Below are 13306 nucleotides of genomic sequence, written 5' to 3'. Positions count from 1 at the left end.
TTATCGCACTGGATTTGCGAAACTTTTTCAGGTTTCGCCGGGGCGTGTGACCGAGTATCTGAGACCGTCACGGCCGCGCCCCAGCCTCATCCATGCCTGGTAAATCATTGAGCCAGCGAGCCTTAGGCGGCACGCCTAAGGCAGAAGAATCCTCCGGTTGGTGAGCCGATGGGGGAACGCTTCGTTGTTGGGGGCTAAGCGCGGGCGCCGCGACGCCCCCCTCGCTAAGTGGCAACGGCGCGCCTGGCATCACGGGCGTATTTTGATCACGCACAAGCCAATTATCCGTGCCAAAATTTGTCGTCTGGGCGCGCATATAGTCATAACGATCAAGCGAGACACGTTGCGCATCTTGCGCATTGCGAATGATCACCGGGCGTAGAAATACCATCAGGTTTGTCTTTTCGCGCCTTTTACCTTCATAGCGAAAGAGGGATCCAAGCAGAGGTATATCGCCAAGCACAGGCACTTTAGAATTGCCATCGCTATATTTATCTTGCAATAGCCCCCCCAGCACGATGATCTGGCCATCGTCCGCCAGGACGGTCGATTGGATTGCTCGCTTATTCAGCGTCACCCCACCTGAACTATCCTGGGAATTAGCGACCACGCCAGAGTCTTCCTGATAAATCTGCAGCTGAATCACCCCCCCTTCAGTGATTTTAGGCTTCACATGTAGCGTCACGCCCACATCTTGCCGCTCAAAAGTCTGAAAAGGCGTAATGGCTTGATTCGCCCCAGCCGTTTGCGAATATGCGCCAGTCAAAATAGGCACATTCTGCCCGACTACAATTCTCGCTTCTTCATTATCAAGAGTAACCATCGTAGGCGTAGAGAGCACATTCGTGTTGCCGAGCGAATTAAGCGCTTGTAACAACCCACCCAATCCTAAAAATTTGCCATAGTTGCGCAGATAACCAATATTCAACCCTTCTGCTGGATAAACCAGCGACGCACGCGGATCTTTTGCCGCCATGAAAGGGCTGGTTGCCAGTTTGACAATATTGGTCCCTGGATCTTTGTCCATGGTGTAATTAGCGCCGCCAAATAAGGCATTCGTTCCACCCATATTCAACACAGCCTGCCATTGAATCCCAAAGCGGGCCATATCGCCTGATGAAACCTCGACAATCAATGATTCTATGTACACTTGAGCGCGGCGTGTATCGAGTTGATCAATCACTCTACGCAAATTCCGGTAAACCGGCTCTGAGGCGGTGATAACGAGTGAATTAGTCGCGGCATTGGCCTGAATCATGCCGCTGGCTGAACCCGTGTCGCGGCTATTGCTCGCGCCACCGCTGGCTGAACTACCGAATGGATTACTCAATGAGCTTGCCTGGGCGCCAAACTGACTACGCGCAGCACTACTGCCTCTGCCCGTTGGCAAAGGAGGCATACCAGGTATGCCGGTGGCGCCGCTTGCCATACCACCCAACCCGCCACCACTCGAATTAAATGAGTTCAGCGCACTATTGGCGGTTGAGGCAGCGCCCCCTTTTTCACCCAAGATGCCACGCAAAGTTTGAGCAAGCTCGACTGCATCGGCATTGCGTAGTGGCACCACATGAATATTGCCAAGCTCTTGCGTAGGTAAATCAAGTTTTGCGATCAGTTGTTTTGCCGCTTTCATCCGTGCTTGGCTAGAAGCGCGCAAAATCAACGAATTGGTGCGCGAATCTGCTAGCACTGACATTTTCAGAGTGGCGTCGGCGCTGCCAACTGGACCCGGATCTAATATTTTTTGTAATTGTGTAGCAAGGTCAAGCGCATTGGCATTTTTCAGTGGCACCACTTCGATATTGCGGCCAATCGCTGTATCAACTCCGGCGATGATCTTTGCAATACGTCGAACATTATCGGCGTAGTCGGTCACGACCAGCGTGTTATTTGCTGGATACGCAGTAATTGTATTATTGGCGGAAATCAGCGGACGCAATACAGGCACCAAGCTACTCGCCGCTTCGTGGCGTAGCTGAAAGACTTGCGTGATGACCTGGTCGCCTTTTGCCTGCGGTGTATTGCCGATAAAAACGGGCACGCCTTGCTGCTTCGCATCGGCTTCCGGCACGACTTTTAGCACCCCATGATCCTGCACCAAGGCAAAACCCTGCATACGCAGCGCCGATTGCAACGTTTTCAGGGCTTGCGCCGCACTTACAGAGCGCTCGGACACCAAGTTAAGTTGCCCCTTAATGCGCGGGTCAACAATGATGGTTTGATTCGTGGCCGCCCCGATCGCTTTAGCAACCTGATCAATTTCCGCGTTCACAAAATTCAGCGTAACTTGCGCCCGCGCAGGCTGAATCACGAGCCATGCAGCAAAAAGAACATAAATTAGATAACGCATTACAATACAATTTCTCAGATAATTTCGTTCATATAGGCTACGGTATGCATCGATGCGACAAACTGCAAAGTAGCCTATTATTATGCTATTAATTCCAGTTCAGCGCCAAAAACCGGGTACCGGAATGCTCAAGCCGATTATTTACTCACTCATTTTTATTGGCACGTATACTACATTGCCAGCGCACGCCGATTGTTTTGACGACGCAGCGCGTTACCAACATGTGAACCCAATCATTCTGCGCGCCATCGCCTGGCAAGAATCGCGCAATCGCCCTAACGCCATGCGCAAAAACGATAATGGCTCAACCGATTACGGCTTGATGCAAATTAATTCAATCCATCTTTCAGCGCTATCTGGATATGGCATTTCATCTAATACTTTGATGGAACCTTGCACCAGCGTTTATATTGCGGCTTGGCATTTGCGCCAAAAGATGAATAAACACGGTAATACTTGGCAAGCAATTGGCGCTTATCACTCTGAAACGCCGGTGCATCGCGACAAATATTCGAGCCAAATTATTAAAATTCTGGCTCGCTGGGGCATCACCTCCCCGCCGCGTTGAATGCCGACTAAAAAAAACTTTTAATAAAACACCGCGAACGAATACTAAAAGACCCGCTTGCAGCGGGTCTAACGTACCAAAATACTTTACTTCTTTGCCTTGCCATTAACCGCTTCTTTAAATGCTTTACCGGCGGTGAATTTAACTGTATTGGTTGCGGCGATTTTGATTTTCTCACCGGTTTTGGGATTACGCCCTTCACGCGCTGCGCGCTTGCCCGAAGAAAATTTACCAAAACCGACTAATTCGACCGAGTCTCCTTTCGCTACCGTTTTTTTAACTAATTCCACATAGGTGCTCAAGATTTCGCCGATGGAGACTTTGCTGGCCTCCGTTTTTGAGGCAATAGCATCGATCAATTCTTGCTTATTCATAAAATTCCTTTCACAGTTGAGTTAAAACAGAAAGCATATAGCCCAGCGCAGAAATACTGACGATAGCGCCACTGCATCGCATTTTTTTGCGACAACAGCGTCAACGTAACATAGCATGCTCCGGCGTAAAGCGCCACAAACGTAGTGCTGGGGCGGCTTTAAAACAGTTTACAAGCGCCGCCACAAAACGGGTACAGTGTATCAAGCCGCATCTCAATCTTGCCGCAAACCATTGCCAATAAAAGGTAAACGTTGGTTTTTGCCAACGTTTTCTGCGGTTTCTTATTTAACAAGCCACTTTCAGGCCACAAAAATCAGAGAATTTGGGCGCAAAAGCTACGCTAAACGAGCACCTAACACTCAGACCTCACCTTAAAATGCCTATTATCCCGGCCCCACTCACATTACTTGAAGACGGCACGCCCTATTCAACTGCATTTTCCGATATTTATCACAGCGCAGCAGGTGGGCTTGCGCAAGCGCAGCATGTATTTATCGCGGGCAATGCGCTTCCCGCCCGCTGGGCGGAGCAACAGATTTTCTCGATTGTTGAAACCGGCTTTGGCACTGGCGCCAACTTTCTCGCAACGTGGGCGGCCTGGCGCGACGATCCTGCGCGTTGCGCTCGCTTGCATTTTGTCTCGATTGAAAAACATCCGTTTACGCGCGAGGATTTACATACGCTGTATAGGCGCCCTATTTTCTCTACGCTCGCACCACTTGCTAAGCAGTTGTGTGAGGCATGGCCTATTTTGACAGCAGGGTTGCATCGTTTAGAGTTTGAGGGCGGGCGTGTCATCCTAACCTTGGCTTTGGGAGATATTAGCGATTTACTGCCACAGCTATGGTTGCGCGCCGATGCATTTTATCTGGATGGTTTTACCCCTGCAAAAAACCCAGAGATGTGGAACGCATCTATTTTCAAAGCGCTTGCCCGCCTCGCAACCCAAAACGCAACGCTCGCCACCTATACGACTGCAGGCGCTGTACTTCAAGGGCTTGCCGCAGCAGGTTTTGAAGTCCATAAGGCGCAAGGCTTTTGGATGAAACGCAAAATGTTAATTGGCCGTTTCACGCCTCGCTGGCGTGTCCGGCGGCATGAGCCACCCACCGCCTATGCTGTACCTGAACGGCATGCGCTTGTGATTGGTGCCGGTTTCGCCGGCTGCGCACTCACTGAGCGGCTAGCAGCACGCGGCTGGCATGTTTCATTAATTGAGCAAGGCAAAACATGCGCAACCGGCGCCTCCGGCAATCCTGTCAGCGTGTTTCATCCTTTCATTTCACGCGATGATAATATCGCGGCCCGCGCCTCGCGCGCAGGTTTTCTGTATGCGTTGCAGCGCTGGCAAGCGCTTAGCCATATAGAGAAGTTTATCTGGCGCGCCACCGGCCTAGTACAAATGGCACCGGACAAGGCCGCCTTCGATGCAATGCGAGCAACCCTCGATCATTTAGCCTATCCAAAAGAAATGGTGAGTTCTGTCACCCGCGCTGAAGCCAGCACGCTAGCGGGGCTTGAGCTGGCACAAGGGGGCTGGCATTTCCCTAAAGGGGGCTGGCTCAACCCCGCATCACTATGCCAGGCGCAACTGATAGCGGCGGACACGGCGGTTACGCGATATTTCGGCAAGCCAATCAAGCAACTCGTTTATCGTGAAAATCTCTGGCACGCTTTGGACGAAACTGGCCGCAGCATCGTCGCAGCCCCCGTCGCCATCTTAGCGAATGCAAACGATGCCGCCAGCCTTGCCGGTTTACGTTATGCGCCAACCCATTGCATACGCGGTCAATTAACGATACTGCCAACACCCGCGAGCGACGCCAGCGATACCGACCATGCTGCGGCTTCTAGCACGGCAATCGTCCCACCCTCTACGAGTTTACATCTGCCCGTCACTGGCAATGGCTACTTAGCCCCTTTAACCTCAAGCAGTATGCTAACCGGCGCTAGTTATGATTTCGATGACCCCAATCTCACGCCATCTATCGAGAGTCATCAACACAACCTCAACCAATTAGCGCGGCTTGCACCATCGCTAGCCGGCTGTTTTGATCCATATAAACTGGCCGGACATGTTGCCTTCCGGTGCGTTGCCAGCGACCGCATGCCATTCATCGGCGCTTTAGCCGATGAAGCTATGACGCAAATACATGCCCCTCAATTTATCAGTGCTCATTTACTAGACATGCCACGCGCACCCGGTTTATTTGGCGCATTTGCATATGGCTCTCGTGGCTTACTGTGGGCCACGCTTGGTGCAGAGTTGATTGCCTCGCAACTTGATGGCGAGCCGATGCCGATTGAACGCTCACTCATCGACGCGCTCGATCCAGCACGTTTTTTACTACGCTCTTTACGCAAGCAAAGCTAGGGTTATAAAATCAGCCTCGAGCCCAACACGATACACTACACCTATAATTAAAAGCATGATGAATACTGGCAAGATGAAACTTTCAAACGAATGGATTACGCGCAGTCAGCGCGCCGTCTGGCACCCCTGCACGCAAATGAAGCACCATGAGCAACTACCGCTGGTACCTCTGGCACGTGGCGCAGGGGCATGGTTATACGATGTTGATGGACAGCGCTATCTTGATGCCATTAGCTCATGGTGGGTCAATCTGTTTGGCCATACCAATGCGCACATCAATGATGCGATCAAAGCGCAACTTGATACCCTTGAGCATGCCATGCTAGCAGGTTGCACCCACGCACCCGCAATTGAATTGGCAGAGCGCTTATCGGCTCTCACAGGAGGCGTGCTGGGTCATGCATTTTTTGCCTCTGATGGAGCATCCGCCGTCGAAATTGCGCTGAAGATGAGTTTTCATTATTGGCGTAATACCATGCGCCCAAGCAAACAGGAGTTTGTCTGCATCGCCAATGGCTATCATGGTGAAACCATCGGCGCACTTGGCGTCACTGATGTGGCACTCTTTAAGACTGCATATGATCCTCTTTTGCGGCACGCTCATGTTGCCCCTTCACCCGACGCACGTCAAGCTCGCGCAGGTGAATCAGCCGCTGATGTCGCTCGGCGTAGCATTGCTGCCATAACTGAATTACTAGAAGCGCGGCACACTCATATAGCGGCAATCATCATTGAACCGCTCGTGCAATGCGCCGCGGGAATGGCCATGCATGACCCATGCTTTATCGCGGAATTACGGACTCTATGCGATCGCTATGAAGTGCATTTGATTGCCGATGAAATTGCCGTCGGATGCGGGCGCACCGGCACTTTCTTTGCTTATGAACAAGCTTCCATCCAACCTGATTTTTTGTGCTTATCAAAAGGCATTAGTGGAGGCTATTTGCCGCTATCCGCGGTCTTAACACGTGAGACAATTTATGCTGCATTTTATGACGATGACACCGCCCGCGGCTTTTTGCACTCACATTCGTACACCGGCAATCCGCTCGCATGTCGAGCCGCCCTTGCTACACTTGATTTGTTTGAGACAGAGGATGTGCTGACGCGTAATCGCTCAAAATCAGAGACTCTTGCCGGCCTTTTGGCACCACTAGCCGCCAACCCGCAAGTGCGCCATCTACGCCGCTGTGGAACAATTATTGCGTTTGATGTAATACCCAAAACCGTCACTACGGCTAAGGCTCTTGATAAGAGTTCAAACAAAACGTCTACGCCACCGGTGACTTTTGCACGTCGTTTCTTTGAGCTTGCCTTGCACAACGAGCTTCTGCTACGTCCAATCGGCAACACGGTATATCTCATGCCACCGTATATCTTATCTAGCGAGGAAATCACCTTGCTGGCCGCACGTACCTGCGCCACGCTAGAGCAAGTGCTCGCTGAACAGGCCTAAAAATGGAATCCCTGACGACCCTTTTAACCAATCTACAGGACCTTGACGCACAGGCTTTGCGCCGCCAGCGGCGCTGCACTGAAACAGGCTGTGCCACGCATATGCAGGTTGATGGGCGGACTATGGTCAACTTTGCAAGCAATGATTATTTAGGACTGGCCAGTCATCCTAAGTTGATTGCGGCTTTTGTCGAGGGCGCCGCGCGTTATGGCGTAGGCAGCGGCGGCTCACATTTGTTGGGAGGGCATTCACGAGCCCACGCCGCGCTTGAAGATGAACTTGCTGCCTTCGCCGGTGGATTTATTGATAGGCCGCGCGCACTCTATTTTTGTACCGGTTATATGGCCAATCTTGCTACGCTGTCTGCGCTCGCAAGCCCGACCAAAAATTTACCTGAACCGACGGCAACCATTTTTTCGGACGCCCTTAATCACGCTTCATTAATCGATGGGGCACGCCTCTCGCGGGCTAATGTACAAATCTACCCACACGTAGATACGAGCGCCCTTGAAACCTTATTAAGCGCTTGCAAAACTCCGTTGAAGCTGATTGTAACAGATGCTCTTTTCAGTATGGATGGAGATATTGCACCGCTTGATCAGCTGCTTGCTTTGGCTGAAAAATATCATGCTTGGCTGGTGGTAGACGATGCCCATGGCTTTGGCGTACTGGGAAGCAATGGCGCCGGAACAGTATCAGCATTTGGGCTACGCTCACCGCGCCTGGTTTATGTTGCCACGCTCGGTAAAGCAGCCGGCGTAGCGGGCGCTTTTGTGATTGCGCACGACACTGTGATTGAATGGCTGATACAACGTGCACGGCCCTATATTTTCACCACCGCCTCACCGCCAGCTGTCGCTCACGCGGCGTCTACTAGCCTGACTCTGATTGCCAGCAGCGAAGGGCAAACCAGACGCCGACAGCTGCAACAGCGGATCACGCAAACCCGCACGTTATTACAGAACACCGATTGGCAATCAATCGATTCTATAACCGCGATCCAACCATTGATTATCGGTGAGAATGCACCGACTCTTACCCTCGCCGCGCAGCTTGACGCAAAAGGACTATGGGTACCTGCCATCCGCCCCCCCACGGTCGCACCAGGTGCGTCAAGATTACGCATTTCATTGTCGGCGAATCACTCGCCGGCCGACCTTGAGCAACTCAGCGCTGCATTACTGACCCCTGAAATTTGATGAATCCATCCTATTCTTTTTTTGTTACCGGCACCGATACTGAGATCGGCAAAACGCTTACCTCGGCCGCATTACTGAGTGCCTTCGGCGCTCGCGGTCTACGCACAGCCGCCATGAAGCCAATTGCAGCAGGTGCAGAATACCGCAATGGCGTTTGGCATAATGAAGATGCTGATTTTCTTGCGCACGCAGCAAACGTTACCTTGCCGCGTACCTTGACCACGCCTTACCTATGCAAAGAAGCCTGTGCCCCGCATCTCGCCGCCAAGCAAGAAGGAATCCGCTTCGATATTGAGCAGATCAGACAATGTTATGCTACAGTAGCTCAAGCAGCTGATTGCGTTGTGGTTGAGGGCGTAGGTGGCTTTCGAGTACCGCTTGATGACCATTATGATACCGCCGATCTTGCTTGCGCGTTAAAACTGCCGGTAGTGCTCGTGGTGGGTTTACGTCTTGGTTGTTTAAATCACGCATTATTGAGTGCCGCGGCAATTTGTGCGAGCGGGCTCACATTCGTTGGCTGGGTCGCCAATCAAATTGATCCGACTATGCGTTACCTTGATGAAAACATTGCTACACTGCGCATGCGCTTTGAGCAGCAATACAACGCGCCACTATTAGGTAAAATTCCATATTTGGAATCTCCGTCGGCTGCGGCCGCCGCGCTTCATTTAAATATTGATCCACTGCTCGCGCTCTGCGCTAAGCGCCTTTGATAGAGGAAAAAATGACACAAGCGACTTGTGCGGAGCACACTGCTCCATCCACGGCCCTGACGCCTTTAGCTTGCGCGACTAATGAGACTAACGCAGCTCCTTGGAAAATCGCCGACATCCTTGCGCTATATGAGCTACCGTTCAATGATTTGTTGTTTCGCGCGCAACAAACCCATCGCGCTCATTTCGATGCAAACGTCGTGCAATTGTCCACTTTGCTCTCCATCAAAACCGGTGGCTGCCCAGAGGATTGCGCGTATTGCCCGCAATCTTCACACTATGATACTGGCGTTGACGCCGATAAATTAATGCCCCTTGATGAAGTGCTAGCGGCAGCACAGGCGGCTAAAGCACATGGCGCCACCCGCTTTTGCATGGGCGCGGCCTGGCGCAGCCCCAAAGAGCGACATCTGGCACCGGTGATGGAGATGATTCGCGGGGTTAAAGCTTTAGGGCTTGAGACTTGCGTCACTCTAGGCATGCTCGAAGAAACGCAAGCGCAAGCGCTTAAAGACGCGGGCCTTGATTATTACAACCACAACTTGGATACCTCCCCTGAGTTTTATGGGCAGATCATCAGCACTCGCACCTACCAAGAGCGACTGAATACGCTTGAACATGTGCGCGAAGCGGGGATTAACGTGTGTTGTGGCGGCATCGTCGGCCTAGGTGAGTCACGTCGCGAACGGGCAGGGCTGATTGCCCAACTCGCTAATTTAGACCCTTATCCAGAATCAGTACCGATTAATAATCTCGTGCAAGTTGAAGGCACGCCGTTAGCCGGCACTGAGCCGCTAGATCCATTTGAATTTGTGCGCACGATTGCGGTAGCACGCCTCACCATGCCACGCGCGATGGTGCGCTTGTCGGCAGGCCGCGAACAGATGGATTCGGCGTTACAAGCGTTATGTTTTTTCGCTGGTGCAAATTCAATTTTTTACGGCGAAAAACTGTTAACCACGGCAAACCCACAAGCAGAAGCCGACCGCGCTCTACTCACACGGCTAGGGATGCGTGCTGATGCAGACTGTGCGGCTTGATCATGCTCTCGCTAGCAACTCGTTAAGCCGCGCCGGCAAGGATGGAAATTTAATTTTCAGCGTAAGGTCAGCATCCGTTGGGACGTTTGCAGGTAACCTCTAAAAGAATAAGGTTGTGCCGGGTGTGTAAAGTACGCGTTCTTTCCAGCAAATACATCAATCACGCTGTGCCGTGATTCCTCAAAAGCGGAAATGTAATGGCTCTACCCTCAGTTTTGCAAAACCTCGCTCTGCCTGTTATTGCAGCACCAATGTTCGCCGTTAGCTACCCAGAATTGGTGCTTGCACAATGCCAAGCTGGCATTGTGGGGGCTTTTCCGGCATTAAATGCGCGGCCTGCTAGCTTGCTTGATACTTGGCTTACGAGCATTGAGCAAGCGCTTGATAGTTACCGGACGTCACACCCCAACGCGTGTATTGGCCCACTTGCGGTCAATCAGATTGTGCACAGCACAAATGAGCGACTTGAACACGATGTGCGGGTTTGCGTTGAACATCGGGTGCCCATTTTTATCACCAGCTTGCGCGAGCCAATTAAAGAGCTCATAGACGCAGTCCATGCCTACGGCGGCATTGTATTACACGACGTAATCAGTATCCGGCATGCGCACAAAGCACTAGAAGCTGGGGTTGATGGTTTAATTTTGGTAGCAGCAGGTGCAGGTGGCCATGCCGGCACTTTGTCACCCTTTGCATTAGTTGGCGAGGTACGGCGCTTTTTTGAGGGGCCACTTGTCCTTTCTGGCGCGATCACCACGGGCCAAGCTATTTTTGCAACCCAAGCCATGGGCGCCGATTTTGCTTATATTGGCACTCGCTTTATCGCCACGCAGGAAGCCAATGCAAGCCATCAATATAAAAATGCGCTGATTGAGGCGAATGCAGCCGATATTATTTACACCAATATTTTTACCGGTGTGCACGGCAACTATGTTCGGCAAAGCATTCTTAATGCTGGATTAAACCCAGATCAATTACCCACTGCGGACAAATCAAAGATGGTTTTTGACAACCACCAGGCCAAAGCGTGGCGAGATATTTGGGGAGCAGGTCAAGGAGTCGGACTGATAGAGAATAGCCCTTCTGTAGTAGAGCTCGTGACACGCTTAAAAGACGAATACAATCAAGCTCGAAGACAATTTAACTTCCCTCTATGATGCGCCCAAAGTTTCTACCAGATTTTCTCACCGTATCTATCCTCAGCGCAGTTGTCCTGGCTAATGTACTGCCATGCCAGGGTGAAGCGGCCATGGCTTTTGGTTGGGCTGCGAATATCGCGATTAGCATCCTGTTTTTCATGCATGGCGCCAAATTGCCACGCGCAACATTACTAGCAGGCGCCACCCATTGGCGCTTGCATCTGCTGATTTTCAGTTGCACCTTTATGATTTTTCCATTGCTTGGCTTAACGCTCAAGCCCATTCTCTCACCGCTGGTTACGCCAGCTTTATATACGGGGGTTTTGTTTCTATGTATGTTGCCCTCTACCGTACAGGCATCGATTACCTTCACTTCAGTCGCAAAGGGTAATGTAGCCGCGGCGATATGTTCTGCCCCGGCCTCCAATCTGATCGGCATTCTTATCACTCCGTTACTTGCCAGCTTACTGCTCAGCCAACAGGGGTTCAGCAATACTTTATGGCTGTCTGCCGTGAAGCAAATCACATTGCTTTTACTGGTGCCTTTTATCATCGGCCAAATTACCCGCCCCTGGCTCAGTGCATGTTTTGAACGTAATACGCGTATTCTGAAATTGATTGAACAATGCGCGATTCCGCTGGTTGCTTATACTGCTTTTAGCGAAGCGGTGGTACAAGGTTTGTGGCTGCAGGTTCCACCACGCTCACTCATGGGTCTGATCATTGTGAATGGAGTACTAATAGCACTAGCACTGATCATCACCAAATCTCTGAGCAAGCTTGCTGGTTTTAACCAAGCTGACCAGATTGCCGTTATATTTTGCGGATCACAAAGAAGCTTGGCCTCAGGAGTTGCCATTGCACAAATCGTTTTTGCCGGTTATACAGTAGGTGTCGCCATCTTGCCCTTAATGTTGTTTCATCCAATGCAGTTAATGGTAGGCTCTTTACTGGCGCAGCGCTACCGCGCACGTGCCATGCGCTATAACACTGATCTCGACGGCAAACCGATAATACGCCATCCAGGAACGTCCACAAAATAAAAATCCACATTGCGCGTATCATGAATCTCATCGAATTGATTATTTTGGCCGCTATTTGGGGCTCATCGTTTCTCTTCATGCGTATTAGCACGCCTGAGTTTGGTCCAATTGCGCTGATTGCATTGCGGGTTGGGATTGGTTCGCTCGTGCTGCTGCCGGTATTACGCACCGCCCTTGCCCGCGCGCACCTGCGCCAGTTTATATGGCCCCTCTTCATTGTAGGCATCACCAATTCTGCTGTGCCGTTTTGTTTATTTGCTTATTCAACGCTTACGCTCGACGCAGGCTTTGATTCGATCCTAAACGCCACGACCCCGCTCTGGGGTGCGTTGATTGCTTATTTATGGCTACGCACGCCACTGACCAAAATGCAGATATTAGGCTTAGCGGTCGGGCTTACTGGTGTCATCATCCTGGTCGTCAGCAGAATGCATGAAGGGGAAAAGACAACCGAACACGGTGTCCCGCTCACCCTTGCGATTGGGGCGGTGCTGAGCGCCACTTTACTTTATGCCTTTGCTACAAATTATTCTAAACAGCGACTAGCCGCCGTATCACCAGGCGTAGTCGCTTTTAGCAGTCAGTTTTTTGCTGCCATCACACTCTTGCCGCTAGCGTTACTCACTTGGCCAGAGCAGCCGATTGCCCTCAGTACATGGCATGCGGTTGGCGCGCTTGGCATCTTGTGTAGCGGTGTCGCGTATTTACTTTATTTTCGACTCGTCGCTCATGCCGGCGCATCGTATGCAATGTCGGTCGCTTTCTTGGTTCCTATTTTCGGGACATTATGGGGCGTGTACTTTCTAGGAGAGCAGCTAACAACCTCTATGGTGGTAGGGTGCATCACTATCTTGGCAGGGACTGCATTGGCTTCAGGAAAGATCAAGCGGCTCACGCTTCCTGTCAGTTGGCACTAGCCTGCATAGGGCAATTGTAGTGCGCAATTTAGAAAGTGTGCTCAGTGGCTTGACGACCACGCTTCATTTTTTATTCTCGGCAACTTGCCCAGCGATGCTATACGGACAAGTTGCTCAGTGAGCATTTAC

At 51.4% G+C, this 13306-nt stretch carries 11 protein-coding genes; 9 read left to right on the top strand and 2 right to left on the bottom strand.

Translation table 11 applies throughout. From position 1 onward, the window contains the following. Positions 1-67: 67 nt before the first annotated feature. Entirely contained in the window at positions 68-2350 is a 2283-nt protein-coding gene (gene gspD, locus NQD60_RS00260; RefSeq protein WP_257100601.1) for a type II secretion system secretin GspD, read from the bottom strand. A gap of 124 nt (positions 2351-2474) precedes the next feature. Between gspD and NQD60_RS00255 the strand changes: the two genes are divergently transcribed. Then, positions 2475-2918: a lytic transglycosylase domain-containing protein gene (locus NQD60_RS00255; protein WP_257101314.1), complete on the top strand. Its 444-nt coding sequence runs from the start codon at positions 2475-2477 to the stop codon at positions 2916-2918. Between the two features lie 86 nt (positions 2919-3004). On the opposite strand, the gene NQD60_RS00250 is transcribed toward NQD60_RS00255, so the two are convergent. Beyond that, positions 3005-3292: an HU family DNA-binding protein gene (locus NQD60_RS00250; protein ID WP_223692934.1), complete on the bottom strand. Its 288-nt coding sequence runs from the start codon at positions 3290-3292 to the stop codon at positions 3005-3007. Positions 3293-3669: 377 nt separating this feature from the next. Here NQD60_RS00250 and mnmC point away from each other — a divergent pair, with 377 nt between their 5' ends. From mnmC to NQD60_RS00210, 8 genes are all read left to right on the top strand, one after another. After that, a complete protein-coding gene (gene mnmC, locus NQD60_RS00245) occupies positions 3670-5667 on the top strand; it encodes a bifunctional tRNA (5-methylaminomethyl-2-thiouridine)(34)-methyltransferase MnmD/FAD-dependent 5-carboxymethylaminomethyl-2-thiouridine(34) oxidoreductase MnmC (protein ID WP_257100600.1) in 1998 nt (665 codons plus the stop codon). Between the two features lie 73 nt (positions 5668-5740). Further along, positions 5741-7123, top strand: a complete 1383-nt coding sequence (gene bioA / locus NQD60_RS00240) for an adenosylmethionine--8-amino-7-oxononanoate transaminase (RefSeq protein ID WP_257100599.1) — start codon at positions 5741-5743, stop codon at positions 7121-7123. Positions 7124-7125: 2 nt separating this feature from the next. Next, positions 7126-8322, top strand: a complete 1197-nt coding sequence (bioF, locus tag NQD60_RS00235; RefSeq protein ID WP_257100598.1) for an 8-amino-7-oxononanoate synthase — start codon at positions 7126-7128, stop codon at positions 8320-8322. Continuing rightward, complete coding sequence (gene bioD, locus NQD60_RS00230; RefSeq protein ID WP_257100597.1) at positions 8322-9038, top strand: dethiobiotin synthase; 717 nt, start codon at positions 8322-8324, stop codon at positions 9036-9038. The genes bioF and bioD overlap by 1 nt, the downstream gene beginning before the upstream one ends. An 11-nt stretch (positions 9039-9049) precedes the next feature. After that, a complete protein-coding gene (gene bioB, locus NQD60_RS00225; RefSeq protein WP_257100596.1) occupies positions 9050-10078 on the top strand; it encodes a biotin synthase BioB in 1029 nt (342 codons plus the stop codon). 197 nt (positions 10079-10275) lie between these two features. After that, complete coding sequence (locus NQD60_RS00220; protein WP_257100595.1) at positions 10276-11235, top strand: nitronate monooxygenase family protein; 960 nt, start codon at positions 10276-10278, stop codon at positions 11233-11235. Beyond that, entirely contained in the window at positions 11232-12260 is a 1029-nt protein-coding gene (locus tag NQD60_RS00215; RefSeq protein WP_257100594.1) for a bile acid:sodium symporter family protein, read from the top strand. Before NQD60_RS00220 ends, NQD60_RS00215 begins: the two co-directional genes overlap by 4 nt. A 20-nt stretch (positions 12261-12280) precedes the next feature. Further along, on the top strand, positions 12281-13177 hold the full coding sequence (locus tag NQD60_RS00210) for a DMT family transporter (protein ID WP_257100593.1): 897 nt from the start codon (positions 12281-12283) through the stop codon (positions 13175-13177). The last annotated feature ends 129 nt before the right edge of the window (positions 13178-13306 follow it).

This window comes from Mycoavidus sp. SF9855 (assembly GCF_024582735.1).
Classification (GTDB): domain Bacteria; phylum Pseudomonadota; class Gammaproteobacteria; order Burkholderiales; family Burkholderiaceae; genus Mycoavidus.
The sequence above is the reverse complement of the archived record's forward strand: the minus strand, read 5'-3'. Positions and strand labels throughout refer to the sequence as shown.